At 71.8% G+C, this 25470-nt stretch carries 25 protein-coding genes and 1 pseudogene; 12 read left to right on the plus strand and 14 right to left on the minus strand.

Features of this window, described 5'->3' with window-relative positions:
- Nucleotides 1-25: 25 nt before the first annotated feature.
- Together SNOUR_RS03485 and lspA are read right to left on the minus strand one after the other, a co-directional pair.
- Complete coding sequence (locus tag SNOUR_RS03485; RefSeq protein WP_067343764.1) at nt 26-892, minus strand: dienelactone hydrolase family protein; 867 nt, start codon at nt 890-892, stop codon at nt 26-28.
- A gap of 109 nt (nt 893-1001) precedes the next feature.
- On the minus strand, nt 1002-1610 hold the full coding sequence (lspA, locus tag SNOUR_RS03490; protein WP_079143335.1) for a signal peptidase II: 609 nt from the start codon (nt 1608-1610) through the stop codon (nt 1002-1004).
- A gap of 258 nt (nt 1611-1868) precedes the next feature.
- Between lspA and SNOUR_RS03495 the strand changes: the two genes are divergently transcribed.
- A complete protein-coding gene (locus SNOUR_RS03495; protein ID WP_079142147.1) occupies nt 1869-5129 on the plus strand; it encodes a lantibiotic dehydratase in 3261 nt (1086 codons plus the stop codon).
- Nucleotides 5130-5262: 133 nt separating this feature from the next.
- Nucleotides 5263-7434: a TerD family protein gene (locus SNOUR_RS03500; protein WP_067343769.1), complete on the plus strand. Its 2172-nt coding sequence runs from the start codon at nt 5263-5265 to the stop codon at nt 7432-7434.
- A 232-nt stretch (nt 7435-7666) separates the two neighbouring features.
- Here the strand turns inward: SNOUR_RS03500 and SNOUR_RS03505 are convergent, their stop codons facing one another.
- From SNOUR_RS03505 to SNOUR_RS03515, 3 genes are all read right to left on the minus strand, one after another.
- Complete coding sequence (locus SNOUR_RS03505) at nt 7667-8047, minus strand: peptidase inhibitor family I36 protein (RefSeq protein WP_067343771.1); 381 nt, start codon at nt 8045-8047, stop codon at nt 7667-7669.
- 224 nt (nt 8048-8271) lie between these two features.
- Nucleotides 8272-8634 carry a thioredoxin family protein gene (locus tag SNOUR_RS03510; protein ID WP_079142150.1) on the minus strand — a complete coding sequence of 121 codons (363 nt, stop codon included), beginning with the start codon at nt 8632-8634 and terminating at the stop codon, nt 8272-8274.
- Complete coding sequence (locus tag SNOUR_RS03515; RefSeq protein ID WP_067343776.1) at nt 8631-9023, minus strand: MerR family transcriptional regulator; 393 nt, start codon at nt 9021-9023, stop codon at nt 8631-8633. Before SNOUR_RS03515 ends, SNOUR_RS03510 begins: the two co-directional genes overlap by 4 nt.
- Nucleotides 9024-9255: 232 nt before the next feature.
- Between SNOUR_RS03515 and SNOUR_RS03520 the strand changes: the two genes are divergently transcribed.
- Nucleotides 9256-9834, plus strand: a complete 579-nt coding sequence (locus tag SNOUR_RS03520) for an LppU/SCO3897 family protein (RefSeq protein ID WP_067343778.1) — start codon at nt 9256-9258, stop codon at nt 9832-9834.
- 91 nt (nt 9835-9925) lie between these two features.
- On the opposite strand, the gene SNOUR_RS03525 is transcribed toward SNOUR_RS03520, so the two are convergent.
- Nucleotides 9926-10204, minus strand: coding sequence for a hypothetical protein (locus SNOUR_RS03525; RefSeq protein ID WP_159425788.1), 279 nt, complete (start codon nt 10202-10204; stop codon nt 9926-9928).
- Between the two features lie 50 nt (nt 10205-10254).
- Complete coding sequence (locus SNOUR_RS03530) at nt 10255-12141, minus strand: hypothetical protein (RefSeq protein ID WP_067343782.1); 1887 nt, start codon at nt 12139-12141, stop codon at nt 10255-10257.
- 305 nt (nt 12142-12446) lie between these two features.
- On the opposite strand from SNOUR_RS03530, the gene SNOUR_RS03535 reads away from it, so the two are divergent.
- The gene (locus SNOUR_RS03535; RefSeq protein WP_067343784.1) at nt 12447-12845 is read left to right on the plus strand and encodes a 5-carboxymethyl-2-hydroxymuconate Delta-isomerase; all 399 of its coding nucleotides are present in this window, start codon (nt 12447-12449) and stop codon (nt 12843-12845) included.
- Between the two features lie 304 nt (nt 12846-13149).
- Here the strand turns inward: SNOUR_RS03535 and SNOUR_RS03540 are convergent, their stop codons facing one another.
- Nucleotides 13150-13923, minus strand: a complete 774-nt coding sequence (locus tag SNOUR_RS03540; protein ID WP_079142152.1) for a CTP synthase C-terminal region-related (seleno)protein — start codon at nt 13921-13923, stop codon at nt 13150-13152.
- A gap of 94 nt (nt 13924-14017) precedes the next feature.
- Here SNOUR_RS03540 and SNOUR_RS03545 point away from each other — a divergent pair, with 94 nt between their 5' ends.
- From SNOUR_RS03545 to SNOUR_RS03570, 6 genes are all read left to right on the plus strand, one after another.
- Nucleotides 14018-14917 (plus strand): LysR family transcriptional regulator, encoded by a 900-nt coding sequence (locus SNOUR_RS03545; protein ID WP_067343785.1) that lies wholly within the window; start codon nt 14018-14020, stop codon nt 14915-14917.
- A gap of 86 nt (nt 14918-15003) precedes the next feature.
- Entirely contained in the window at nt 15004-15669 is a 666-nt protein-coding gene (locus SNOUR_RS03550) for a TrmH family RNA methyltransferase (protein ID WP_067343787.1), read from the plus strand.
- A 470-nt stretch (nt 15670-16139) separates the two neighbouring features.
- Nucleotides 16140-16829: a Rok-like winged helix domain-containing protein gene (locus SNOUR_RS03555; RefSeq protein WP_067343789.1), complete on the plus strand. Its 690-nt coding sequence runs from the start codon at nt 16140-16142 to the stop codon at nt 16827-16829.
- A 479-nt stretch (nt 16830-17308) separates the two neighbouring features.
- Nucleotides 17309-17527 carry a hypothetical protein gene (locus SNOUR_RS03560; RefSeq protein WP_067343790.1) on the plus strand — a complete coding sequence of 73 codons (219 nt, stop codon included), beginning with the start codon at nt 17309-17311 and terminating at the stop codon, nt 17525-17527.
- Nucleotides 17524-18303 (plus strand): NUDIX hydrolase, encoded by a 780-nt coding sequence (locus tag SNOUR_RS03565; RefSeq protein ID WP_067343792.1) that lies wholly within the window; start codon nt 17524-17526, stop codon nt 18301-18303. The genes SNOUR_RS03560 and SNOUR_RS03565 overlap by 4 nt, the downstream gene beginning before the upstream one ends.
- Before the next feature lie 200 nt (nt 18304-18503).
- A complete protein-coding gene (locus SNOUR_RS03570) occupies nt 18504-19259 on the plus strand; it encodes a dienelactone hydrolase family protein (protein ID WP_067343793.1) in 756 nt (251 codons plus the stop codon).
- Between the two features lie 3 nt (nt 19260-19262).
- Here the strand turns inward: SNOUR_RS03570 and SNOUR_RS03575 are convergent, their stop codons facing one another.
- The 5 genes and pseudogenes from SNOUR_RS03575 to SNOUR_RS03595 form a co-directional block, all read right to left on the minus strand.
- Entirely contained in the window at nt 19263-19784 is a 522-nt protein-coding gene (locus SNOUR_RS03575) for a hypothetical protein (protein WP_067343795.1), read from the minus strand.
- A gap of 124 nt (nt 19785-19908) precedes the next feature.
- Nucleotides 19909-20574 (minus strand): methionine ABC transporter permease, encoded by a 666-nt coding sequence (locus SNOUR_RS03580; protein ID WP_067343797.1) that lies wholly within the window; start codon nt 20572-20574, stop codon nt 19909-19911.
- The gene (locus SNOUR_RS03585) at nt 20571-21431 is read right to left on the minus strand and encodes a methionine ABC transporter ATP-binding protein (protein WP_067343798.1); all 861 of its coding nucleotides are present in this window, start codon (nt 21429-21431) and stop codon (nt 20571-20573) included. The genes SNOUR_RS03580 and SNOUR_RS03585 overlap by 4 nt, the downstream gene beginning before the upstream one ends.
- Nucleotides 21428-22357, minus strand: a complete 930-nt coding sequence (locus SNOUR_RS03590; RefSeq protein ID WP_079143339.1) for a MetQ/NlpA family ABC transporter substrate-binding protein — start codon at nt 22355-22357, stop codon at nt 21428-21430. Before SNOUR_RS03590 ends, SNOUR_RS03585 begins: the two co-directional genes overlap by 4 nt.
- A gap of 360 nt (nt 22358-22717) precedes the next feature.
- A pseudogene (locus tag SNOUR_RS03595) lies at nt 22718-23272 on the minus strand (ABC transporter permease); the annotation flags it as partial.
- A 241-nt stretch (nt 23273-23513) separates the two neighbouring features.
- Between SNOUR_RS03595 and SNOUR_RS47940 the strand changes: the two are divergent.
- Nucleotides 23514-23717 carry a hypothetical protein gene (locus SNOUR_RS47940; protein ID WP_312631806.1) on the plus strand — a complete coding sequence of 68 codons (204 nt, stop codon included), beginning with the start codon at nt 23514-23516 and terminating at the stop codon, nt 23715-23717.
- A gap of 120 nt (nt 23718-23837) precedes the next feature.
- Nucleotides 23838-24932, plus strand: coding sequence for an ABC transporter substrate-binding protein (locus SNOUR_RS03600; protein ID WP_312635810.1), 1095 nt, complete (start codon nt 23838-23840; stop codon nt 24930-24932).
- Between the two features lie 66 nt (nt 24933-24998).
- On the opposite strand, the gene SNOUR_RS03605 is transcribed toward SNOUR_RS03600, so the two are convergent.
- Nucleotides 24999-25400, minus strand: a complete 402-nt coding sequence (locus SNOUR_RS03605; RefSeq protein WP_312631808.1) for a hypothetical protein — start codon at nt 25398-25400, stop codon at nt 24999-25001.
- Nucleotides 25401-25470 lie beyond the last annotated feature (70 nt).

Here is a 25470-nt window from a genome sequence, read left to right on the forward strand (position 1 = left end):
AGGGGCGCGTCGGGGCCCGTTGCGGTCACTCCCCGGTCTGTGTGGACGGCACCGTCTCGTCCGCGTCGTGCGACTCCCCCAGCAGGCGCGTGCGGAAGAGGTCCAGCACGTCGTCCAGGGCCTCGCGGGTCGGCTGGCCGGGTTCGTCGACGAGGTGTTCGGTCAGTACGGAGTGCGGCGTCAACGCGGACTGCGGGTTGGCGGCGGAATCGGGCAGTTCCACGGCGGTGAACGCGTCGCCCAGTTCGCGGCGCAGGAACGCGAACCGGTCGCTCGGCACCAGGCGGTCGCCCTGGAATCGCAGGCCCATCACCGAAAGGCCCTCGCGCTCGCAGCGGCCCCGGACGGTGGCGAGGTCCTCGGGCGAGATGTCGATGCCCCCGGCCCGGCTCCTGGTCAGGGCCAGGGGCAGCGAGGGCTGGGACAGCACGGGGGCGATCAGCCGGTCGTCGACGGCCATGGCCAGGGCGAAGCCGCCGGTCAGGCACATGCCGACGGCCCCGACGCCGGGCCCGCCACAACGCTCGTGCTCCTGCGCGGCCAGGGCCCGCAGCCAGGTCACCACCGCAGAGGACTTCCCGGTGGCGAGCAGCGTGAACTCCCGGCTCACACAGACCTTCCGGGCCGTCGAGACGGTGTACAGCGTGGACTTCAGCCACCCGACGTGGTGGGGGTCGGCATCGCGACCGGGGGTGCCGAACAGTACCGGGAGCACGGCGGTGCAGCCGATGGCGGCGACGCGCTCCGCGAACTCCAGCACCTTCGGCGTGATGCCGGGAACCTCCGCCAGCACCACCACCGCGGGCCCGGTGCCACGTCGGAGGATCCGGCGCGTGACGCCGTCGTGGGTGAAGTGGTCGCGGTCGAACCCGGTCAGGTCATGGTCTGCCATCGAATACCACCGTTGCGATTGATGTCCGGTCGGGGACCGGTCGGGTCGGATGTGCCTGCCGGGCCAGGACGCCTCGCCTCGCCCTCATCCGGTGCGCTGCCACGCGACATTACCCGCCGGTCACCCGTGCCCCGGCCGTCGCGTCGTCCGCCTTGCCACCGGGGTCGCCCAATTCCCAGCCCCGGAAGGAACAGAACACGATGAGGACGCCGCCGCAGACGATCGCCCAGTCGGCGAGGTTCATCACGCTGAAGCCGCGGACGGCGATGAAGTCGACGACCGCGCCCTGCAGGCCCCCGGGGGACCGGAAGAGGCGGTCCGTCAGATTCCCGAGCGCACCACCGAGCAGGAGGCCCAGCGCGATCGCCCACGGGACGCTGTAGAGCTTGCGTGCCAGGCGGACGATCGCCACGACGACGGCCACCGCGATCACGGTGAACAGGATGGTCATCGCGCCGCCCATGCCGAACGCCGCGCCGGAGTTGCGCGTCACCCGCAGCTCCAGCCAGGCGCCGAGCACCGGGACGGGATCGCGGTACTCCAACTTCTCCACCACTGCCAGCTTGCTGCACAGGTCGATCAGGTAGGCGCAGCCCGCCACCGCCAACAGCAGGAGGACACGCCGTCTGCCGCGCACCGGCTCTGCCTTCTCTCCTCCGCCTCCGGAATCTCCCGGGTCCGCGGCTTCCGCATCTGTCGTGCGCCTCGAATGCGTCAAGTTCACTCACCTCGAAGTCGGTTGGGCAGCCCACCTTAATCAGGGTGAACTCGGCGGGGCGTCAGGGCGTAGCCATGGGCGACGAATGGTGGCTGACCAGGCGGTTCACCACGCTGCGGGGACGCCTTGGCCGCCACGCACCGGTTCAGGGAATTCTCTGCATATACAGGTAAACGGTGCTTCACGTAAGGTCCCGGACGGACCCCAAGAACTGGGACGCACAGGTCCGGGGTACCGGGGAAGCGAGGGAAGTCGTTGGTGTCCGGTGAGTGCCTGTTTCGCGGGGTCGGCATCGGCGTGGTGCGCGCCCCGGTCCTTCCGATGTGCCGGGCGGCGGAGGTCCCGGCGGACCTCGGGACGGATCCGGAGGAGGCCACCGGCCGCCCTGGGCCGCCCGAACCGGCCGGGCTGCCCGACCCGGCCGCCTCCTTACGCACGCTGGCGACCGACCCGTTGGTGCGGGAGGCGGTACTGGCGTCCCATCCGGCGCTGGCCGCGGTGGTGCGGCAGGTGCTGGACGGATCTCCGGACGTGAACCCGGCCAGGCTCCGGCGAGCGGTACGGGCGTTGGCGTCCCACCGGTTGCGGATGAGCACCCGCGCCACACCGTTCGGGCTGATGGCCGGGGTCGCGCCGGTGCGGTACGACACGGAGCGGGATGCGGCGGATGCGGCGAAGGTGCGTTGGGGCGGCGCGCACACCCGTCGGGTCCGGCCGGACGTGGAGTGGCTCATCGAACTCGTCTCGGCCTGGGAACGGCGGCCGGGCGTCCTGGCCCATCTGCGGGTGGTGGTCAACGGGCTGTGCACGGAACGCGGCGGTCGGCTGGTGCTGCCGTACGTGCCGCAGTCGGCGCGCGAGGGCCGGCCCCCGGGCGACGCCCCGGACGGTGCCGGCGGCCGGCGCGCGCTCCAGGAGGTGAGCGTGCGGAACACCCTGGTGGTGCAGGCGGTGCGGCAGCTGGCGCGCCGCCCGCTGCGTGGTGCGGAGCTGGTCGGGGCGCTGTTGTTGCGGATTCCGGGAGCCACCGAGCAGTCGGTGTACGGGACGCTGTCCGAACTGGTCGCCAAGGAGATCCTGCTGACCGAGGCGCGCCCGCCGTCGACGGCGGCCGACCCGTTGCGCCACGTGGTGCGCAGCTGCGCGGATGTGCCGCCCACGCACCTTCCGGAGCTTGCCGAACTACGCCTGATCCAGGCCGAGTTGACGTCCTACGCGACTCGGCCAGTGGGGTCCGGGGCGTCCTCGCTGGAGCAGGTCGGCGACCGGATGCGGAGGTTGCGCGACCGGCCCGTCCCGCTCCATGTGGAGCTCGCCCTGGACGTCGAGGTGCGGCTGCCGGCCGCGGTGGTCGAGGAGGCCGCGCGGGCTGCGGAGTTCCTGTGGCGCCTGAGCCCCCCGGAGTCCGCACCCGATCATCTCCGGGAGTACCGCGAGGCGTTCGTGGCGCGCTACGGGACCGACCGGGTGGTGCCGGTGACGGAGGTGCTGGACCCGGACGTGGGATTGGGCGCACCGGCGGGCTATCGGTGTCCGGCCGGTACCGGGCACGCCCAGGCCACCCCGGGCGATCCGGAACGCGACCGGGCCCTGGCCGAGTTGGCCCAGCAGGCCCTGCTGTCCGGCGCCTCGGAGGTGGTACTGGATCCCGACCATCCTGCGGTGCGCCGCCTGGCCCGTGCCGACGGCCGGCCGCCGGCGACGTTGGAATTGAACGCGCAGCTGCTCGCCGCGTCCTGCGAGGCGCTGTCCGACGGGGACTTCGGCCTGGTGGTGGTCGGCGGGACCGGGCAGGCCGGTGCGCTGCTCGGCCGGTCCGGCCACCTCCTGGACGACCGGACGGCCGCCGAACTGGCCGCGCTGGTACGGGAGGAGCCGGCACCGGAGGAGCCCTGGCGCGCGCAGGTCGCCCTGCGCCCCGGACGCGCCCGGCTGGGCAACATGGCGCAGGTCCCCCAGTGGCTGGACCGCCTCCTCCCCGTCGGCTGCTTCGCCGACCCGGACGATCCCGGGGTGCTGGACCTGCGCGGTCTCGCCGTCCGCGCCGAACCGGATCGGCTGTCCCTGGTGGATTCCGCGACCGGCCGGCGGATCGACCCCGCCGTGTTCCACGTCCTCACCCCGCAGTGGGACCTGCCCGACGCGGCCCGGTTCGTCTGCGAGCTGGCCGAGAGCGGGGTGCGTCGCTGGCGCGCCTGGGACTGGGGCGGGGCCGGGGTGCTGCCGTACCTGCCGCGGGTGCGTTACGGGCGGACCGTGCTGGCACCGGCGCGCTGGCGCCCCGCCCCCGAACTGCTGGACGTCAGGCTGCCGTTCGCGGACTGGCGGGATGCCTGGCAGCGCTGGCGAGAGGGGTGGCGGGTCCCGGAGCGGGTCTGGGTGGGACAGCGCGACCGCGGCGTCCAGCTCGATCTGTCGCTGCCGGGGCATCTGGCGCTGCTCCGGCACGAGCTGCTGCGGTCCGGGCAGGCCGAGCTGCGGGAGGTGGCCGCCGATGCCGCCGGCCGCCCGGACGGCTGGCTGCGCGGTCCGGGCGGCGCCCACCACGCCGAGGTGGTCTTCCCACTGCGGCTGACCCGTCCCGCGGAGCGTCCGGAGCCGCAGCCGCCCGCGTCCCGGCGTCACGTCCCGCCGCGCCCCCGGCCCGGGGTGCATCTGCCGGGCGGGGAATGGCTGTCCACCGCCTGGTACGCCCCGGCCGCACGGCACGAGGAACTGCTCGCCGTGCATCTGCCGGCGCTGGTGGACCAGTTGCCCGCGGAGGTCGACCGGTGGTTCTTCCTGCGCCACCGTGACGCGCACGGCCCGCGCCTGGTGCTCCGGTTCCACGCCCCGCCCGAGGTGCTGGCGGGGAAGCTGCTGCCGCGGCTGCACGACACCACCGGTCGGCTGCGCGACGGCGGCCTGCTGGGGCGGGTGGTCTGCGACGGCTACGACCCGGAGTGGGAGCGGTACGGCGGGCCGGAGGCGATCGCGGCCGCGGAGCGGGTCTTCCACGCCGACAGCGTCACCGTGCTGGAGCATCTGCGCCGCGGCTACGCACGCCAGGAGGGCGTCGAACCGCCGCTGTTGGCCGCCGCGGGCTTCGCGGACCTCGCGCGCGCCTTCCACGCCGACGGCGCGGCGGCCCCCGCGCCGGGCCGCGAGGACCGCGCCGGTGCGGACTGGCTGCTGCGGTCCGTGCCCAGGGACGACGGGGCGTACCGGGCCTTCCGCGAGCGACGGCGCCACGTCCTGTCCCTGGTCGATCCGTACCGCGACGATCCGGGGCCGGCCGCCGGCGGGCACGTACTGCGCACCGCCTGGGCCCGCCGCGCACGGCAGGTGTCCGCCTACCGGCATCTCCTGCGCAAGCTGGGCGAACGCGCCTGGAGCCACCCGGACCGGGTACTGCACGCGCTGCTCCACATGCATCACAACCGGCTGATCGGCATCGACGGGGACTCCGAGCGCCTGGCCCGCGCCGTGGCCCGTGGCGCGGCCCAGGCGCACACCGACCGCAGGAGGCAGAGCCGCTGACCGGGACCGTGCCCACCCGCCTGCCCGCCCACCCGCCTGTCCGCCCGCCCGGCCGGCCGGTTCGGCGGCGGGGAACGGCCGCCGTGCCGAAATCCGCATGCGTCACCGCACACCCGCCTGGGATCATGCGGGAATGGGACACGGTCTCGCATCACTGGTCATCCGCCACACCCACCGCCTCCCCGCCCCCACGGGACCCGCCGGGGACGGTGCCGTCGCGGCGCGGCAGCTCGACGCCGCGCTGATGTCGGTGGGCTTCAAACTCTCCGCGGAGTTGCTGGCACACCTGTCGGAGCTGTCCGAGGGCACGGTCGTGGACACCGCGGCGCACACCCTGCGCGCCGTCCGCACGAGGCTCGGCGACCACGTCGAGCACAACGTCTACTTCCGCGATTTCCCGGCCCATGTGCCCGCCACCCTCGACTTCTGGATGCGGTGCATCACCGAGGCGCTGGCCGACGACACCGCCCGCGCCGGTACCCTCGCCCAGCTCCGCTCCGGCGTACTGGACCTGCTCACTCTCCCGTCCTACGGCAACTACCGGCACACCTACGCCGAGATGCTCGCCGCCCACGACGAGCTGATCGCGGCGGCCGGCGACCGTATGACGGTGCTGCACCTGGGCGGCAGCCTGGCCGACGAGACCACCGCGGCGTACCTCGCGTTGGCCGGCAGCAGCACGCCCCTCGGGGACGACGACCGCAACGACCTGCGGCTCCTCGCCGAGCACGGTGCGTCCGGCCCCCAGCCCGAGGCCATCCCGGTCCGCGAGAACCGCGCCCTGATCAACCAGGTCCGCCTGGAGAAGGGCGCCGACCTCCTCCTGGACACCGTCACGGATGTCCTCCGGCTGGCCTGCGCCCTGTCCGACGGCGATGTGACGCTGCTGGAGCCGACCCGGTTCCGGGCACTGTCCCGGCCGGTCCGCCGCGCCCTCCTCGCGGGGCTGGACCGGGTGGTCGCCGCGTCCCCGGCCAAGCTCGCCGACGTGCCGGCCCACCGCGAGCCGTGGAAGCGCCTCGGCGAACGCCTCCACCCGCACGAGTACCCGCGCTGGCCGCACGCCGCCGAGGTGTTCGCCGTCGCCCGCGGCGAGCAGCAGGCCCGCTCCCTCGACGGCCGCGCCGAGGAGTGCCTGGCCATGCACGACATCGCCGGCGCACTGGAGTTGTTGACGTCCGCGCCGGGCAAGCTGTTCCGCGCCCTGGACCGGCTGCTGCGCGACGCCCACACCCAGGCGGAGCGCGACGCCGTCGTGGCCGCCGCCGAACGGGTCGCACCGCAGGTCTCCGGGCGTGTGCTGCTCGCGGTCCGCGAGCACCTCCAGAATCGCGCCGAGGAAACCGCCGAACGCCGGGTGTTCGTCAACCGCCGGGGCCGTGCCTGGGTCACCGCCGACACCCGCCCGCCCGTGCTGCCGGCGGAGCGCAAGCGGCTGACCGCCGTGCTGGACGCCGAGCTCCGCCGGCGCCTGCCGACCCCGCGTCATCTGCTCATCGACCCCGCCGTGCTGGACGTCGCGCTGCCGCTCAGCGGCAAGGCGACCACCTCCGGCCTGGGCGTTCTCCCGCGCGGCTCGATATCCCCCGTCGAGGGCGAACTGCTCCGCTTCTTTGTCTACTGGAAGCAGACCTCCCGCACCACGGACTTCGACCTGTCGGCACTGATGCTCAACGCCGACTACTCCACCCACTCCTGGCTTTCCTACACCGCCCTCACCGGCGTCGGCGGCGAGCACTCCGGCGACATCACCGACGCACCCGACGGCGCCTCGGAGTTCATCAACCTGCGCCTGGACGCCGTCCCCGGCACGTTCATCGTCCCGCAGGTCAACGTCTTCTCCGGCGAGGGCTTCGACGAGGTCGAGGAGTCGTTCTTCGGCTTCATGCTGCGCGACGCCGAACAGCGGGGCCGCCCGTTCGAGCCCCGCACCGTGCGCATGAAGTCGGAACTGCGCGGCCCGGGGCGGGTCGCGCTGCCGCTGGCGTTCCAACGCGGCACCGACGGCCGGTGGCACGCCAAGTGGCTGCACCTCTACCTGACGGGCACACCGACCTCCAACCAGGTCGAGGGGAACCGGGTGTCCGTCGCCACCCTGCTGCGCGGCATCGTCGCCCGCGACTACCTCACCGTGCGCTACCTCGCCGACCTGATGGCGGACTCCGCCACGACCGTCACGCGGTGGGAGGGCGGGGCGCTCCCCGACGAACCGGTCACCTACCTCGGCCTGGAACGCCCCGAGGGGCTGCACCCGGATTCCCTGGTCATCACGCCGGGAAATCTCCGCGACCTGATCCCCGCCTGACTGTTATCGTTGGCCACGGCGAGGCCATGACGGGACTTCCTTCTCCTCCTTCCTTGAATCTAGTCCCCTCGCTTTCCTCGCCCTCGACTTCGGCTCCGTGCGAAGCGTTCGCACGATGACAGGCGCCCAACACCCCGCATGACGCGGGGCGTTGGGCGCCTGTCGTCGCCCCTGCGGCCGTCGGGGTGCCGGCAGGATCGTCTCCAGCAGTTCCTCTCGCTCTCCCTCTCCCCTACTGCGGCTTGAAGGAACGGATCTGGTAGCTGCCCTGGAGGTTGCCGCCCGCACCGGCCGGGGTGGAGCCGACGCGGCCGTGGTAGTTGGTCTGGGTGTAGTACTGCACCCGGTGACCGGTGCCGTTCCACAGGGAACGGACCTTCTGGCCCCGTCGGATGAAGGAACAGTCATCAGCGGTGTTCGCCTTGCTCCGCTGCGACCACTGGCAACGGGTTCCCCCGCCGTTCCAGTTGCTGTAGATGCAGAAGTAGCCGGGGCTGCAGCGATAGGACGCCCGGTGGGCGGGCGCCGCGGAGGCGCCGGTTGCAGTGGGCGCGAGGCCGAACACGACCGCCAGGGCGGCCGAAGCGACGGCGAACGAACGCATACGACGCATGGCAATGCTCCTCGGTGTAGGCGGGAAGGCCACTGCCGCCGGCGATACCGGCGGCCAGTCATCGAACCGCCGCCAGTATCAGTCGGCGCCAGGGACGCCATGGGGCGGTTTCCCGAACTCGACGCCTGGCGTTGGAGGCACGGCGGCGTGCGTACCGGGCGCGCTCCGGCGCTCACACCGCAATGCGCTCCCGCACGCCCACCGACGCCCCGCCGCGGCGCGTTCTACGCCTCCAGCACCGGCGCGAGTTCCTGGAGCAGCCGCCGCTTGGACCGCGCGCCAACCATCGACCGCACCGGCTCCCCATCACGGAACACGATGAGCGTGGGCGCCGACCGCACCCCGTAGGCGATCATCGTCCGCGGGTTGCGGTCCACGTCGAGCTGGACGACCTTGAGCCGGCCGCGTTCCTCGTCGGCGATCGCGGCCAGTACCGGGGCCAGCTGTCGGCACGGCGGACACCAGTCGGCGGTGAACTCCACCAGTACCGGAAGCTCCGCCGTCAGCACCTCGGCCGCGAACGTGTCGTCCGTGATCTCCGATATCTCCGCCGCTCCGTGTGGCGCCGTCGTCCCGCTCATCGTCATCCCCTCATCTCGCACCGCGGTTCGGGCCCACCAGGCAGCTCCGCCTCGGCCCGTACCAACTGCGTGTTCACTTGGTCGCGCACCGACTGCAACTGGCCGATCAGCGCGTCGAGTTCGGCGATCTTCTGGCGGTACCCGTCGAGCGAGGCAGGACAGGAGTCCCCGCTCGGGTACCCGGCCTGCAGGCACTCCACGAACGGCCGGGTCTCGTCGAGCCCGAACCCGAACTCCTGAAGGGCGCGGATCTGGGTCACCAGGCACAGGTCCTCTTCGTCGTACACCCGGTATCCGTTGACCGCCCGCCGGGCCGGCAGCAGTCCGCGGGACTCGTAGTACCGCAGCGTCCGCGTGCTGACCCCGGCCCGTTCCGCAAGTTCGCCGATGCGCATACGGAGACGCTAAACGTTGACGCCGACGCGAAGGAAAGGAGAAGGGGAAGCAACAAGGGAAGCGGAAGAGAGGAGCGACAGGAAAGCGGGAGGAAAGGAGGGACGAGGAGAGGGACGAGAAGAGGCAGGAGCGGGGTGCGGGCCGAGGAAGGGCCGCCCAACAGGTAGCCTGCTTCACCGGTCAGCAGCCGCTGACCTCCGCTTCTACCGTCGTTCCCGGGGGATTCGCACCATGTCCGCACCGCCGCCGTATCAGAACCACCCTCCGCAGCAGCCGTACGGGCAGCCTCAACAGCCGTATGCCGGGCCCCCGCAGCAGCCGTACGGACAACCGCAACAGCCCTACGGCGGTCCGCCCCAGCAGCCCTACGCCGGGGCTCCCCAGCAGCCCTACGGTCCACCCCACCAGCAGCCCGCGCCCGGGCAGCCACGGCAGCCCCAGCGGAGTCCGCTGCGCGGCCTGATCAGCGCCGTGATCATCCTGGCGATCTTCGGCGGCGGCGCCTGGTACGTCTGGGACTACAACACCAACCCCAACGGCGGCAAGGCCAAGAAGGAGGCCGCGCGGACCGAGCGGAACGCGGAGGCCAAGACACACGATCCGCACGTCGGCGACTGCGTCAAGGTCGACCATCCGAACGGCGAACCGCTGCCGACGATCGTCGACTGCACGTCCCCCAGCGCGCAGTACAAGATGGGCGAACGGCTCATCGGCGCCGACAAGCAGTGCGACCGCGCGTCCTACGACTACAGCATCAGCGTGACCGGCCGGCGCATGGCCGACTACACGATGTGCTTCACCAAGGTCTGATCCGGCCTGCTCCCCGGCTGCGTAGGACCACGAGCCGAAGATCGCACCGCCCATGCCCCATGCCTCGGCGCCGCACGGCAGCGTCAGCGACCTAATCACCGTGCTCGCGGCACTCGTGCATGCCGGCGAGCCGCTCACTGTCGAACAACTCGCCGCCGCCTTGGAATGGGATCCGGACCGGGTCGCCGACTCCCTGCGCAATGCGGGGAGTTACCCGGAAATCGGCGACCCCGTCACGTTGCGGACCCTCGAATCCGGCGCCTACTCCGTAACCGGCAATCGTGATCGGCTCACCACGGAACAGCGCGAAGCGCTCAGCAGACAGCGGCACCGGCACCAGCACCGGCGGTCGGACATTGTATGCGGACATGCGTGGGAAGCCCTTGCGGCAAGGGGCACTTCGGATGTCGGCGGGGCGGGTCAGTCGCGCCCGGTCGGTTGCTGGTGCAGATACTGGAGACGGCTCTGCGCCGTGGACACATGGCGGGGATCGAGCGCGGGCAGCTGACGCAGCAGGTTGATCAGCTCGGGACCGTTCTCGATCGCCTGGCCGGTCTCGGTGATCTGGTTCCAGCAATAGTGCGCCCCGCGGGCCGCGTTGAGAACTTCGGCGGAGTCCGGCGACTGGTGGGCCAGCCGGGTACGCGCAGCGGCCACCCATAGCTGTGTGGCGAGTGGCCAACGGCCTGCGATTCGGGCGAGATCGGCCCGGATTTCAGCCCATTGCGTGGCTTGCGGCGAGTCATACCCATAGCGCTGCAATGCCTGCTGCTCCCATGACGCCGCCATCTCCGCGGCCTGGTCGTGTCGACCGGCCTGCGCCGCCTGCCAGATGAGCGGCTTGGGGTCCGGCTCGTTGGCAGCCGGGACGGAAGGGGCGGGCGCCTGCGGGGCGGCAGGGGCCGGGGGTGAGGTGGGAGCGGGAATGGAAGTGGGAGCGGGAGCGGGAATGGACGGAGGAGTGAGGGTGGGGATTGAGGCCGAGGCCGAGGCAGGGTCCCGGTCCGCGTCCCGGGCCGGGGCCTGTTCCGGAGCCGGAGCCGGCACGGGAGCCAGCGTCGACGCCGGCGGCGTGGGAGCCGGCTGGTGCGGAAGTGCGGGTTGCAGCAATGAGGTCGGCTGTTCCCCAGGGACCTGGTGCGCTTCAGGGATGGGCTGGTACTGCGGGAACATCTGCGGCGCCGGTGCCACCGCGGATGCCGGAGGCGCAGGAGGCATCGGAGCCGCAGGAAGCACAGGATCTGCAGGAGGCGCAGGAGACGCGAGAGAAGCGGGAGACACCGGGGGCTCTGGAGACACCGGGGGCTCTGGAGACACTGCGGGCTCTGGAGACATCTGCCCCTGGTCCGGAGTGGCGGGTGCACCAGGACCGGGGAGCGGGGCCGGCTGCGACGCCTGCACGGGGAACGGGCCCGGCGCTGCGGGCTGTTGCGCGTGAGGTTGAGGATGGTCGCCGACGTACGGGGGCGCCCCGTACGTCACGGCCGGCGGGAACGGCGGGAAGGGCTCCGGGCCGACCTGGCCGGGCGACGGCTCGGGCTCTCGGCGGCGGAGCGCGGGCAGGAAGGCGCGGTCACCGGACAGCAGACGCTTGATCGGTGCTTTTGGCTGGGTTTCTGCGGTGTGGTGCGGATAAGAGGGCGCGAGTTGTGGCGTGTTCGGCAGAACGAGGGTGCCGGGCGGTATGGCCGCGGCGGCCACGGCCAGCGCGTGCAGCCGGGCGTCCGCCGGCCGGTCGGGCTGGGTGCGCAGCACATCGATCAGATGCTGGGTGTAGACGCTGATGCCGTCGGCCGTACCGGAGAGGCCGGGCGGTGTGATGACCCCGTACACCTCGGCGTTCACTTCCGGCAGGCCGCCGACTTCGTGGAGAACGGCCCAGGCACCCTTGTCGGCGGCCATGTCGACCAGCACGGTCGTGGGGCCGCTCCGCTGGCGCAGCTCGTTCCTCACCCATTCCCAGGGCAGCGCCGTGTAGCGCGTGGTGGCGGCGGTCGAACCGGCGGAGGCGAGGTGGAGCCGGTGGTGCTTGCGGTCCACGGTCAACTGGCCGGCGAGATAGACGAGCAGGGGGCCGGAGGCCGCGGCGGCCGTGCGCAACCTGATGAGCATGGTGTTCTGGTCACGCGCGCCGTCGAGGTGGACGAGGTCGGCCGGCAGGGTGCTGCCGAGCAGCGCGGACACGGGAACGGCGGTCAGCGCGGCCAAATTGGCGCTGGGTATCACCTGGACGGTGCGTCGGTGCGTGGCCCTGGCCCCCGCGATCAACAGCACGTGGCCGCGCTGTTCCTCCCCGCTGGTCTGCATGGATGCACCCTACTCATGCGATGGCCCGGACGACGGATCGGCTGTCGGATATTTGCCGGGCCGCAGCTCGGACGACGTCCCCATGTCCCTCTCCATGTCCCTCGCCGGCAGGGGCCTTCCAGCCGGACCGCGCCACGCCCCGGATCCGTGCCAGCGTGCCGCGGCGCCGGACCGCGGGCCAGAAGTCGGGAACACCGCCCGTGTAGCAGCCCGCCCGGCGCGGGTGACGACCGGGGCCCGCGCCGTCCTGTCCGGTGCATGCCGGAAACTAGCTGCATAGAGCAAACGCACGCGAGAGGTCCCTCATGCCCCACATCACCGTCGACTACTCCGCAGAGCTGGCCGGTGTCTTCGACCGGCATGCCTTCGTGCGCGAGCTGCACCCCATGGTGCTCGACGTCAGCGGCTCGGCAGGCGTGTGCAAGACCTTCTTCCGGCCGGCCTCGGACACCTACGTGGGCGACCAGGAGGAGGGGCAGGTGGCCTTCGTCCATGTGGCAGTGGGACTGCTGCCGGGGCGCTCCGACGAGCTGAAGAGCCGGCTGTCGGAGGACGTACTGGCCCTGCTCGGCAAGCATCTGCCCGGTGTACCCGGCCTTCCCGGCCTTCCCGGCCTTCCCGGGGGCACCGCGCGAGAGGTGATCTCCTCGGTGGAGGTGCGGGATCTGGCCGGGTCCTATCGCCTGCACCACCCCCCGCGGTAGAGGCCCGGCAGGGGCCGACGGGCACCGTCAAGGTGTGTATCACCTTCTGGATCGCCGCGCGAAGCGCCGTGTGTATCGCCGCGCCAAACACCGTCTATATCGCCGCGCGAAACGCTGTGCGTATCGCCGCGTGTATCAACGGAGGCGTCCACGCGCGTGCCGGCGCATGCGTGGACGCGTAGGGCGGCGAGCGCGGCATCCGGGGCGGTGGCCAGCGGGCTGGCGGCGTGGGCATCAGGCACGGTGCATGCGCGCAGCCAGGCGTGCAGCAGGGCGCTCGACCAGGCGCGGATGCGGGCCGGGTTCATCGGGTTCGGGCGTGGTCGACGGCGGCGGTGGCCAGGCCGGTGATCAGGGGGTGGGCACGGGTGCCGTCGCCGTCCAGTTCCGGCTGGAAGAGGGTGGCCAGGAAGAAGGGGTGGCCGGGCAGTTCGGCGAGGCGGACCTCGCCGGCGGGGTCGGTACCGGTGAAGGCCAGACCGTGTGCGCGCAGCACGTCCAGGTGCCGGGGGTTGGGGGCGTAGTTGCAGTGGTAGCGGGCCCGGGTGCGCTCGGCGCCGAGCAGGCTCGCCGCGCGGGAGCCGGGGGCGACGTCGACGGTTCCCTCGTGGCCGACCAGTGAGCAGGCCAGCGGGACGAGCAATGCGTCCTCGTCGGCGAGACCCGGGGTGTTCTCGGCGTGACCGGCGTGGGCCAGCCCGCAGACGTTGCGGGCGAACTCCAGCAGCGCGTGCTGGAAGCCGCCGCAGGTGCCCAGGAAGGGGATGCCGGACTCGCGGGCGGAGCGGATCGCGGACAGGACGCCGGCCTCGCTGCGGTAGGGGCTGCCGGGCAGCACCCAGACAGCGTCGAATCCGGCGAGGTCCTCGTCCGCTTCGTCGGTGGGTATCCAGTAGGCGTCCAGGTCGAGTCCGTCCCGCACCCGCAGGGCGTCGAGGAGGGTGGGGATGCGGGCGTGCGAACGGACGGCTTCGGAACGGTCGCCGATCAGGGCGATACGGGCGAGGGGTGCGGTGGGGCCGGCATGCGGGGAACGGGCGGGCCGCGCGGAGTACGCCGGAGACGTGGTGTCGTTCATGGCAGTCATCCTGCTGCGCGCCCCAGGATCAGGTCCAACGATGATTCGTGCATTATGGATAAGCATTGCTGATGCGCGTGCGATACTGCGGCGCATGGATCCGCATCTGCTGCGCACCTTCGTCGCGGTCCTCGACCACCGTTCCTTCTCCGGTGCCGCGGCGTCGCTCGGCTACACCCAGTCCGCGGTCTCCCAGCACATCGCCGCCCTGGAAGCCGACCTGGGCAGCCGCCTGGTCGAGCGCCGTCCGGTGGCTCCCACTCCCGCCGGAGCGCGGTTGCTGGAACACGCCCCGGCCCTGTTGCTGCGCCTGGACGCCGCCCGCGCGGACATCGCCCGCCTGCATCAGGCCCGCCCCAGCCACCTCACGCTCGCCTCCTCGCCGGCCGCCCTCGGGCCCACCGTGGCCCGGGCTCTCGCCGAACTGCGCGCCACCGTCCAGGCGCTGGACGTGGAAGTGCGGGTCCTGGGGCGGGAGGCGGTGCTGTCCGACGTGGTCGGCGGGCGCGCCGACCTCGGTTTCGTCGACGGTGCCGCCGCGCCCAGCGATCCGCTCCCGATGCCGGACCTCGGTCCCACCACCACCCTCGCGGCGGCCGAGGAGACCCTGGCGGTGCTGTTCCCGCACGGCCATCCGCTGGCGGGGTGCCGCGCGGTGCGGCTGACCGACCTGGCCCAGGCACAGTGGATCGACGCCCCCGACACCGCCGTCCCCCTCGACCGGCTGCGAACCGTCTGCCGCACCGACGGGTTCCGACCGTGGATCCGCCATCGCGGAACCGACCTGCACGGGCTGGCCGCGCTGGCCGCCGCCGGCCACGGCCTGGCCGCCCTCCCCCTGTCGGTTGCCGCGCCCCTCCCCGGTATCGCGGCCGTCCCTGTTTCCGAACCCCGCCTGGTCCACCGCGTCGAGCTCGTCCACCCCGTCAACCCCACTGTTCCCGCACGGCAGTTGGCGGACCTGATCGCCGGCCGGTCGGGCGCCGACGCCTGATCGCCGGCGCCTGACCGCCGTACTCGACGATCACCGGCCGGCAAATCCAGCGCCCCGGCGCGGTCGTCGCACTACCCTGACCGGTCATGACGCCCATCGACGCGATCAAGGACCCGCGGATCGCCACGGCCCGTTCGCCGGCCACCCGGGCCGGTCGGGACGCCGCCGGCCTCTGTCTGGTCGAAGGGCCGAGCCTGATCCGCCAGGCGCAGGCCGCCGGCGCACGCCTGGCGTACGTACTGACCTCGGTGGACGCCGCCGGCGACGACCCGTCCCTGGATGAGGAACTGCGCGATGCGCGGGTGCCGGTCCACACCGTGCGCGAGGGCTTGCTGCGCAAGATCACCGGTGGGGCGAGGCCGGTCGACTGGCTGGCGGTCGCCCACCTGCCGACACCGCTGCGGCAAACCGATCCCTACGGGGACTTCGCCGTGGTGTGCGAATGGGTCGCCGGCCCGGGGAACCTGGACACCATCGTGCGGACCGCACGCGCCCTCGGTGTACAGGACGTCGTCCTCACCGACGGGACGACCGACCTTGTCGGCAACGAGACCGAGGGCGTCAGTGACACCGTCCAGGCACTGGCCGACCTGGTCGTACAGATTCCGATGGCCGGCGCCGTGGAGTCCCTGAACGTCGGAGTGGCCACCGGCATCAGCCGCGGCCATGTGGCCGTCGCCGCGGACGACGCAGCCGACCTCATCATCACCGCGGAGGGCAAGCAAGCCATCGCCGCCCTGTGGGCCGTGTAGGAACGCACGGAGGAAGCCCTGTACGCGGGCTTCAACGCGACCGAACGCGACCAGTTGCAGGGGCTGTTGCGACGGGTGCAGGACAACGCACTGCGCTTGGCTCGGCGCGCGGGCGACTGAGCCGGCGGCGCCCCCGAACACCGTAGACGTACGCGTCGCACGCCTGAGCGCCTGTGGTGCGGGGGCCGCCTGGCGCCTGGCGCCTGAGCCGTGCGTCGGCGGCACGTTGACCGCGCCGCACACCAAGGCACCGGCCGGCAACCCGTCCCCGCCGGCATCTGCCCTGGCCCGAGCGTTTTCAGACAGTGCACAGTCCTATGCCCGAAGCACGTCCCACAGTCAGGAATCGGCCGTGGACCGCAGGTCGCGGATGCGTCAGTTCGTGGTTCCAAGGCCGTCCCCTCTCCCGCCTCACGGTCGTTGGGCGTATGGTGACTGGAATCTCATTCCCCCGTGAGGTTAGGAAAGACATGACTGACTCAGTTCTCCATCAGACGATCCAGAATCTCGAAGGCGTGCTGCCGACGCTCGAAGAGCAGGAGCGGCACCTGCGCAACCAACTCGACGACGTGGTCCAGCGGGCGACTTCCGCCCGCAGCGCCCTGGAGCACCTCCGTGTGCTGACCGGCGCGGAACTCGCCGACAGGCAGCCCGTGGCGGCCGGTTCGGTCGCCGCCGCGGTGCCGGCCGATGCGGCCGGCACCGCGGTGCAGGAGGCGGCCGGCGACAACCAGGCTGCGGACGCCGTCGCGGCGGCACCGGTCGCGGCAGAGCCGGAGGCGGAGCCTGCGGTGGAGGCGTCCGTCGTTCCGCAGCCGCGGACTGCGACGTCGCCGCGCACCAAGCGCCGTCCGGCGAAGAAGGCGGCGGCCAAGAAGCCTGCGGCCGCGAAGCCCAAGGCGAAGAAGGCGGCCGCGAAGCGGACCGTGGCCGAGAAGCAGCCGGTCGCCCAGGAAAAGGAATCCGGCAGCCTGTTGGACGCCGCGCTCGATGTGTTGAAGAACTACGGCGCACCGATGCGTCCGCGGGACATCAACGAGGCACTGGGCCGGGAATCCACCCCGGGCCAGATCGAGTCGGTGCGCAACACCCTCGACCGGGCCGTGAAGAAGACGGACCTGGTCACGCGCCCGGGCCGGGGCACCTACGCGGCGGCCTGACACCTCCGGAAACGGTGTGGGTGCGGGCCCGCCGAGTGGACAAACCACCGGCGGGCCCGCACACCAAACGCCGAGCGCCAAGAACAAGAGCCACAAACCAAGAGACAAGAAGCAAGAAGCAAGAAGCAAGGCACCGTCGCCTGGGGCGAGTTCCCCACGCTTCGCACAGCACCCCCTCCTCTCCCCCTCCCCATCCCCCGCCAATTTCCTTACGCATCCGCGTAGTTGGTGATCCGTGAGGGATGGGTACGGGCTGCGATTGGGCCGTCGCGAGCAGCTGGCATCCGCCCTCACATGACACCTCGTCAGGCGCCAAACGGAAACAGACGGGAGTGGGTGGGGCAGTCGGGCACACGACGCGCGAGCGACTCCGTCGAGCGCACTTGCCCCGTCCCATCACCCCGGCTCCGGGCGTTCCGGCGCCACGCCGCGGCCCGCAAGAGGGTCGTCGTGGCGGTGCGGTGAGCGATCCTGGGAGCATGCTGCTGCCCACGATCCACCGCACGACCGAACGTGTCGAGGCCGTCCGGATCACCGATCCCACCAGTCATCTCACGGCACCGGCGCTGAACGGGGGTCCGGTCGCGCTCTGGGAGGAGGACCCGGCCCGGCAGGTCCGCCGATTCCGGTCCCGTGGTGCTGCCGGTCCGGCGTACGCCGACGCCTACCGGCCGTCTCGCACACAGGTGAGGCCATGACCGCGCCACGCTCGTCGTCCTCCGACGTGGAGGTCCTGGAGGTTCGTCGGGTGCGTCTGGTCGAGGTGGCCGCGCCGGAGCTGTCGGAGGACGAGCGGCTGGTCATGGACCGCGCCTGGAGCGCGGCGGTGCGGGCCAACCCGAGCCTGTTCGACGGGCCGGTGGCGGCGAGCGCGGGGCTGGTGCGGGACGAACCGGACGGTGTGCTCCTCTCCTGGATGCGAACGACCTACCGGCACTTCGCGCTGCGTCGGGTCCCGGGTGTGACGGCTTGGCTCCCGGCCCTGTTCGTCACCGTGGTGCAGCCCTCGGACGACGGGCGGATGCTGGTGGGGCGGCAGTCCTCGTGGACGGCCGCGCCTGGTCGTTGGCAGCTGCCCGGTGGGTCGATCGAGCCGCCCGCTCCCCACGCGCCCCTCGACATCGCCGCACTGCGTCGGAATGCCGTCCGGGAGCTGGCTGAGGAGACCGGGAACGACGCGGCTCCGGACGACCTGGCCCTGTGGCTGGTCACCCGCGGTGCGCGCGCGAGCGTCGGCGTGGTGTTCCGCGCCCCCAGTCAGCCGGCGGACTGGCTGCTCGAACGCCATGCGGCGCTCGGGGCGTCGGAGCGGGCCAAGGGACGCGAACCGGAACTGGAGCGGGTTCGCCTGGTGCGCGCGCCCGAGGAACTGTCGGACCTGGGCGGGCCGTGCGTGGACCATTTGGAGCCCGTCGTCCGGCGGTACGCGGGGATGGCGCCTGATGGGGCGGAGCGGAAGCCCGACAGGTCGTGAGGACCGCCTGTCAGGAGGCGTGCCGACTCCCGATTCACCCCAACGCCCTTTCCCGGTCCGGGTCCCTGCCCCGGTCCCTGTCGGAAGGTGTACGGGGCAGGGGGTTACCGTGTGAGGTTCCGCCGGCCGCAGGGTGCGGTCGGCGGGTGGGCGGCCGCTCGACGCGTGCCGTCCGGACGCTCGACGAAAGGTACGGAGAGATGACCAACGTGCGCGGTGAATCGATCGACCTGACCACTCCGGACGGGACCGCCGACGCCTATCTCGCCCACCCCGACGACGGCGCGCCGCACCCCGGTGTGCTGCTCTACATGGACGCCTTCGGGCTGCGTCCGGCGTTGGAGGCGATGGCCCGGCGACTGGCCGGGCACGGGTACACGGTGCTGGTGCCCAACGTGTTCCACCGTTCCGGGCGCGCCCCGGTGGTGGAGCTGCCGGAGTTCATCGACCCTGGTGAGCGTCCCGAGCTCTTCGCCCAGCTCGGTCCCCATCTGCAGGCTCTCACCCCCGAGATGGCGATGCGGGACGCCGGCGTCTACCTCGACTGGCTGGCGGCCTCACCCCTGGTCGCGGACGGTCCCGTGGGGACGGCCGGTTACTGCATGGGCGGTGTCCTCGCGGTCCGTACCGCCGCGGCGTACCCGGACCGGGTCGCGGCCGCCGGCGCCTTCCATGCCGGCCGGTTGGTCACCGACGCCGAGGACAGCCCGCACCGGCTGGTGGACCGGATCACGGCTGAGCTGTACTTCGGCCACGCCGACGAGGACCAGTCGATGTCGGCCGAGCACATCAAGGCGTTGGAGCAGGCGCTGGACGCCGCGGGGGTGCGGTACCGCAGCGAACTGTACGAGGGTGCCCACCACGGGTACACCCAGACCGACACCGCCGTGTACAACGCCGAAGCGGCGGAACGGCATTGGCAGGCGCTGCTGGACCTCTTCGGGCGGGCCCTGTGAGGTTCAGCAACCGCTTCCGGTCGGCGTGAACTGCAGGCGGGCGCGGGCGTCCGCGCCGCGTGCCTGCTGGTAGGTGGCGGAGGTGACGCGGTACCAGACGCCGTCCTTGCGCGGGTTGCCGTTGACGTCGTCGAGTTGCACGCACCAGCGCTCCGGCCGGATCACCCGGCGGTAGGTCTCGGTGCCCTTGGCGGTCTTCCGGCAGTCCTGGTAGTGCTCGGTGGAGTACCAGGTCTTCTTGGTCCGGCCGCTGCGCTTGGTGTGTTTGACCTGCCTGGTGGCGGGTGTGCAGGTGGTGACCATGTGCGGGCGGGCGCCGGTGGTCGTCAGCCGGGTGAGGTGGCGGACGTCGGCCCGCAGGCCGGAGACCGCGCTCTGCTGCGGCGGGGTGTCCTGACCGCTCTGGCCGGCGCCGCGACCGTCACCGTGCGGACCCGCGGCGCCGTTCCCGCCGCCGCACGCGCCCAGGCAAGCCGTGAGGAGCGCCACCAGTCCCGTGCGTACCAGTCGCTGCTTGTTGCGCATGTCTCCCTCTGCGGTCTGTGGGCCGGCCGTCGGGCCCGCCCCGGCCCCACGGCAGCGGTCAGGGTATCCGAGCCCCTGGTCGCGGCCGGGGCCGGGGCGTCCGGCGGTCGCCGTCCGGTGGGTGTCAGCGTCTGAGCACCTTCCGCGACAGGACGTTGCCGAGCAACTGCGCGGCCTGCACCAGCACGATGAGGATGACGACGGTCACCACCATCACCCGGGTGTCGAACCGCAGATAGCCGTGGGTGATGGCGAGGTTGCCGACTCCCCCGCCGCCCACCGTGCCGGCGATCACCGAGAAGTCGATCAGCGCGACCAGCATGAACGTCATGCCGAGGATCAGCGGTCCCAGTGCCTCGGGCACCAGTACCGTCAGCAGGATCCGGACCGGGCCGGTGCCCATCGCGCGGGCCGCCTCGATGACGCCCGGCTCGACGGCGAGCAGATTGCTCTCCACGATGCGGGCCACGCCGAACGTCGCGATCACCGTCATGGGGAAGATCACCGCGTCGGTGCCGACCGCCGTGCCGATCAACTCCCGTGTCATCGGAGACAGTACGACGATCGCGATCAGGGCGGGCACCGGTCGGACGACGTTGACCAGGGTGCTCAGGACGACGAAGACGGCCCGCTGTTGGAGGATCCCGCCCTTGCGGGTGGCATAGAGGGCCAGCCCGACGACCAGGCCGAGGAGGCCGGAGAGGGCGAGGGTGGCCAGCACCATGTACAGCGTTTCGCCGGTGGCTTCGGCGATCTTGGGCCAGAGCAGGCTCCAATCCTGCTGGATCATGCGCTCACCTCCGCCAGTACCGACGCGGCGACGGCCTCGTCCACGCCGTGCTTGCGCAGTGCCGCGGGGAGCAGGTCGAGGAGCGGCGACGCCTGGACGGCGCTGCGGACGAACGCCCGGGTGGTGGGGTGTTGCGGCGCGGCGAAGACCTCACGCACCGGACCCGTCTCCACGATCCGTCCGGCGTCCAGCACGGCCATCCGGTCGCAGAGCGCCCGCACCACCTCCATCTCGTGGGTGATGAGCACGATCGTCACGCCCAGTTCGTCGTTGACCCGCCGCAGCAGGGCGAGTACCTCCCCGGTGGTCTGCGGGTCGAGGGCCGAGGTGGCCTCGTCGCAGAGGAGGACGGGGGGTTGGGTGGCCAGTGCGCGGGCGATGCCGACGCGCTGGCGCTGGCCGCCGGAGAGTTGTTCGGGGTAGCGGCGGGCCTGGTCGGCGAGTCCGACGAAGCGCAGTGCCTCGTGGGCCCGGTCGCGGGCCTGTGCCCGGGGGGTACCGGCCTGCCGCAGCGGGTAGGCGACGTTGCCGAGGACGGTGCGGGAGCGGAAGAGGTTGAACTGTTGGAAGATCATTCCGATGTCCCGGCGGGCGGCGCGGAGTTGGCGGCCGCCGAGTGCGGTGAGTTCCTGCCCGTCGACCGTGACGGTGCCGGAGGTGGGTGTCTCCAGCAGGTTGATCAGGCGCAGCAGGGTGGACTTGCCGGCGCCGCTGTGGCCGACGATGCCGAAGACGCCGCCGGGTGCGATGTCGAGCGTCACCCGGTCGACGGCGCGCGTTCCACCGGCGAACTCCTTGCTGAGGTCGCGGAGTTGGATCAGCGGTCGGGGTGTGTCGGGTTGGTGCGAGGTGGTCACGACGCCCCCTTGAGCTGCCTGTCGACGCGGGCCAGTTCCTTGGCCAGCTCGGCGGCGGAGAGGTCGAGGTGGACGGCGGTGCCGTTGGACGTCCGCCGGGCCTCGTCCTGGACCGGTCTGCCGGCGTAGAGCTTGATCACCTTGGCGTAGTCCGGGTTGTTCCGGTCCTCGGCGCGGGCCGCGATGACGTTGATGTAGGGGCGGACGTCGGGGCTGTGCGGATCGTCCTTGAACAGTGCGGTCTCCGCGCGGATGCCGGACAGCGAGGCGACGCCGTCGTTGATGACCGCCGCGTCCACGTCGGCGAGCAGCCGGGGTGTCTGCTGGGCGTTGACGGGGGTGAGGCGCAGGTGGTGGGGGTTGGCCGCGATGTCGTCGGCGGTGGCGTACAGCCCGGTGCCCTTCTTCAGCTCGATCAGCTTGGCCCGGGCCAGCAGCCGCAGGGCCCGGCCTTCGTTGGCGGGGTCGTTGGGGTGGGCGATGCGTGCGCCGTCCGGGAGGTCGGCGAGCTTCTTGACCTTCTTGGAGTACAGGCCCATCGGGACGACGGTGGTGGGGGCCAGCGGCACGATGTCGGTGCCGTTCTCGGTGTTGGACTGGGCCAGGAACACCAGGTGTTGGAAGGCGTTGAGTTCGATGTCGCCGGCGGCCAGTGCCTTGTTGGGCAGGGAGTAGTCGTCGAAGGGCACCACCTCGACGTCGAGGCCCTGCTTCTTCGCCTCCTTGGCCAGCACGTCCCACTCGGTGGAGTCGCCGCTCACGCCGACCCGGATGCGGTGGGCCGCGGATCCGGACGTGCCGCAGCCGGCGACGAGGAGGGTGAGGGCGGTCGCGGCGGTGGCCGCGAGGAGGGCCCGGCGGCGCGGTGCGCGGGGGCGTCTCGGTGCCGGGCGCCGGGTGGCGGTGTACGGGGTGGTGTGGTGCATGGTGCTCGTTCCCTCGGGTGGTGGGTGTGGGTGCGGGGCGCCGGGCTCTTGTGGAGCGGACGTGCCCCGGGTCGGGTGGCTGTGGGCCAGGCCGGTCACGGCGGTCCGGCGAAGTGGCAGGCGGCCGCGGCGCGGCCGGGACCGGGTGCGGTCAGCGCCGGGGGCTCCCGTTCGCAGCGGCCGCGCCGGTCGGCGTCGTGCGTGGGGGACATCGCCGCGTAGCGCGGGCAGCGTCCGCGGAAGCCGCAGCCGGTGGTCGGTCGGGTGGGGCTCGGCGGGTCGCCGGCGAGCAGGATCCGTTCGCGTCCGCGCTCGCGCACCGGGTCCGGCAGCGGTACCGCCGACAGAGCAGTGCGCGGGTGGGTCGAGCGCGGCGTGCAGGACGTCGGCCAGGAACCCGGCGAGCAGCACCATGACGGCGGCGAACGCGTTGACGGCGACGACGGAGTTGATGTCGCCCTTGCCGACCGCGTCGACGAACCAGGCACCCATGCCGTGCCAGCCGAAGACCTTCTCGGTGAACGCGGCGCCGGTGAACAGGGCCAGGAACCCGTAGGCGAAGAACGTCGACATCGGTACGAGGGCGGTGCGCAGACCGTGCCTGAGGACGGCGGTGCGGCGGCGCAGGCCCTTGGCGCGGGCGGTCCGCAGGAAGTCCGAGCCGAGCACGTCGAGCATGGTGCCGCGCTGGTAGCGGCTGTATGCCGCGGCGGTGCCGAGCGCGATGGCGAGGGTCGGCAGCAGCAGGTGCACCGCGCGGTCGCCGAACAGCGTGGGCAGGCTCCCGGTCAGGCCCGGGGTCTTCTCGCCGGTGAAGGTGATGCGCTCGTGGCCGACTGCCTGGTTGGTGCGGATGGCGCCGACCTTGAGCAGGACGGCGAGCAGGAACGTGGGGGTGGAGAGCAGCAGGAACGCGCAACAGAGCGTAATGGCCGAGGCGTTTGGCGAGGTGGGCGATCACCGGTGGGAATCCTTCACGGGGAGGCGGTGCGGCCAGACGCTATCGCACCGATCGGCCGTCGCCAGGCTGTTGCGTAAACCCTTCATTGCAGCCTTGATAAATGCTCTGACCTGGTCCTTTTAAAAGGTCTTGACCGGCTTACGGTGCCTGTGCGCCGTGGTCGTGCGGCGCCCGTCCACCGAGAGGAAGAGCAGCATGAACCGGGCCCGCAGAACCATGGCGCTGGCCGTCGTGACCCTTTCCACCGCCGTGGTGCTCACTGCCTGTGGTGGGTCCGGGGGTGCTTCGGCCGACGCGTCGCGGGGCGGTTCGGCGCCGGCCGTCGGCACCCGGGACCTCAATGCGCACCCGGCGGCGGACCTCCGGCAGGGCGGCACCCTCAAGATGGCGATCCAATAGTGGATCGGCCAGTACAACCCCAACCAGGTCGACGGCACCCAGGGCGACGCCTCCTCCATCACCGAGCTGGTCGAGCCGGACCTGTTCCTCCTCGACGCCAAGCGCCTGTTCGACCCGCTGCTGCCGGCCTCGCTCAACGCCACCCCGGAGAGCTTCGCCAAAGCGTGGGCCGGAACTGTCCCGGTGACCGCCAACGCCATCAGGATCGGTTCCTACGACCGGACCGCACAGACCATCACGACCGTGCCCGACCCCAACTGGTGGGGCCGGAAGCCCAAGCTGGAGCGGATCATCCACTGGGCCCTGGACGGCTCCGGCCAAGTCGACGCCTACCTCAACAAGGAGATCGACTACACCAGCGCCGCCAGCCCCGAGTCGTACCAGCGGCTGAAGGGCGACAAGGGCACCGACATCCGGATCGGCGCCCGCTGGGACCAGGTGACCCTCAGCCTCAACGGCCGGTGCGGCCCGCTCAAGGACGTCCGGGTCCGGCAGGCGGTGATGCTCGGGGTCGACCGCTCGGCGCTGGCGAAGGTGGCCGGCAAGGACCTGCCGTTCCAGCCCAAGGTCCTCGGCAACCACTTCTTCATGCCCGACCAGGAGGGCTACCAGGACAATTCCGGCGGGTTCGGCCAGCGGGACACCGCACGCGCCGAGCAGCTGCTGGATGCCGCCGGCTGGCGGGACAACGGGCCCGGCAAGCCGCGCACCAAGGACGGCAGGCAGCTGACCCTGGACTATGTACTGCCCTCGGACACCGCGGGACTGGCGATGGACCAGGCCAAGCTCACCCAGCAGATGCTCGGCGAGATCGGCGTCTCGGTCGAACTGCGCAAGGTGCCGTCCAACGACTACTTCGACAAGTACATCCACCGGAGCAACTACGACCTGAGCCAGTTCCGCCAGGTCGACCAGGTCTTCCGCTCCGAGGCGTACGGCGGCTACCGCACGCCTCAGGGCGACAACACCTTCACGAACCACGGCGGGGTGTCGTCCCCCGAGGTCGACGCGCTGCTGCTGGAGGCGTCCCGGACCACGGACGCGGCCCGGCAGATCGCCCTCTACAACAAGGCCGATGCCGCGGTCTGGCGGCTGGGCCACTCGCTCCCCCTGTACCAGCGTCCGCAGATCTTCGCGGTGCGCAAGGGGCTCGCCAACTTCGGTCCGACCGGCCTCGGGAGCGAACAGCTCGCCGACGCGGGCTGGTTGAAGTAGGCGAGCGGCGGACGACGAGGGGCGGGGGCGGGTGGGGTGGCAGCGCCCCACCCGCCGGACGTGCCGTCAGCTCCAGAGCCGTGTGGTGACCACGCGCGGCGTGTTCGCCGGACGGTCGGCCGGGTAGGTCAACGTCACCCGCGTGTAGTGCTGTTGACCGGAGTGACCGGACCGGGGTTGCGGGTTGTCGAAGCGCACCCGGACGGGGTAGCCGTGGAAGTGGCCCGCCGCGCAGTAAGGGCGGCAGTCGTTGACCATGTCCATCCCCACCGCCACCGCGGACGGGGAGGTCCAGTGCGACCAGCGCAGCGACTTCAGGACGTTGTTGCCGTCACCGCAGGCCAGGATGAAGCTGCCGGGACGCTCCAGTGTCTTGCCGGCGCAGTCGACGACCGCCACCCGCTGACCGCTGGACGGCGCGGAGACGGCGGAGGCGGAGGCCGGCGCGGTGGCCGTCGCCAGTGCCACACCGGCACAGACCATGAGTGCTGCCGTTGCCCTGTGAACTCGCATATCCGCTCCTCAGCCGCTCGCACGG

It is taken from the genome of Streptomyces noursei ATCC 11455 (assembly GCF_001704275.1).
GTDB classification, from domain to species: domain Bacteria; phylum Actinomycetota; class Actinomycetes; order Streptomycetales; family Streptomycetaceae; genus Streptomyces; species Streptomyces noursei.

Coding starts and splice junctions, on each gene's coding strand:
- SNOUR_RS03580 (WP_067343797.1), bottom strand. CDS start 20,574: ATGATCCAGCAGGATTGGAGCCTGCTCTGGCCCAAGATCGCCGAAGCC.
- SNOUR_RS03590 (WP_079143339.1), bottom strand. CDS start 22,357: ATGCACCACACCACCCCGTACACCGCCACCCGGCGCCCGGCACCGAGA.
- SNOUR_RS03545 (WP_067343785.1), top strand. CDS start 14,018: ATGGATCCGCATCTGCTGCGCACCTTCGTCGCGGTCCTCGACCACCGT.
- SNOUR_RS03510 (WP_079142150.1), bottom strand. CDS start 8,634: ATGACGATGAGCGGGACGACGGCGCCACACGGAGCGGCGGAGATATCG.
- SNOUR_RS03500 (WP_067343769.1), top strand. CDS start 5,263: ATGGGACACGGTCTCGCATCACTGGTCATCCGCCACACCCACCGCCTC.
- SNOUR_RS03525 (WP_159425788.1), bottom strand. CDS start 10,204: ATGTCCGCATACAATGTCCGACCGCCGGTGCTGGTGCCGGTGCCGCTG.
- SNOUR_RS03505 (WP_067343771.1), bottom strand. CDS start 8,047: ATGCGTCGTATGCGTTCGTTCGCCGTCGCTTCGGCCGCCCTGGCGGTC.
- SNOUR_RS03555 (WP_067343789.1), top strand. CDS start 16,140: ATGACTGACTCAGTTCTCCATCAGACGATCCAGAATCTCGAAGGCGTG.
- SNOUR_RS03540 (WP_079142152.1), bottom strand. CDS start 13,923: ATGAACGACACCACGTCTCCGGCGTACTCCGCGCGGCCCGCCCGTTCC.
- SNOUR_RS03515 (WP_067343776.1), bottom strand. CDS start 9,023: ATGCGCATCGGCGAACTTGCGGAACGGGCCGGGGTCAGCACGCGGACG.
- SNOUR_RS03535 (WP_067343784.1), top strand. CDS start 12,447: ATGCCCCACATCACCGTCGACTACTCCGCAGAGCTGGCCGGTGTCTTC.
- SNOUR_RS03575 (WP_067343795.1), bottom strand. CDS start 19,784: ATGCGCAACAAGCAGCGACTGGTACGCACGGGACTGGTGGCGCTCCTC.
- SNOUR_RS47940 (WP_312631806.1), top strand. CDS start 23,514: ATGAACCGGGCCCGCAGAACCATGGCGCTGGCCGTCGTGACCCTTTCC.
- SNOUR_RS03560 (WP_067343790.1), top strand. CDS start 17,309: ATGCTGCTGCCCACGATCCACCGCACGACCGAACGTGTCGAGGCCGTC.
- SNOUR_RS03550 (WP_067343787.1), top strand. CDS start 15,004: ATGACGCCCATCGACGCGATCAAGGACCCGCGGATCGCCACGGCCCGT.
- SNOUR_RS03520 (WP_067343778.1), top strand. CDS start 9,256: ATGTCCGCACCGCCGCCGTATCAGAACCACCCTCCGCAGCAGCCGTAC.
- SNOUR_RS03530 (WP_067343782.1), bottom strand. CDS start 12,141: ATGCAGACCAGCGGGGAGGAACAGCGCGGCCACGTGCTGTTGATCGCG.
- SNOUR_RS03570 (WP_067343793.1), top strand. CDS start 18,504: ATGACCAACGTGCGCGGTGAATCGATCGACCTGACCACTCCGGACGGG.
- SNOUR_RS03485 (WP_067343764.1), bottom strand. CDS start 892: ATGGCAGACCATGACCTGACCGGGTTCGACCGCGACCACTTCACCCAC.
- SNOUR_RS03565 (WP_067343792.1), top strand. CDS start 17,524: ATGACCGCGCCACGCTCGTCGTCCTCCGACGTGGAGGTCCTGGAGGTT.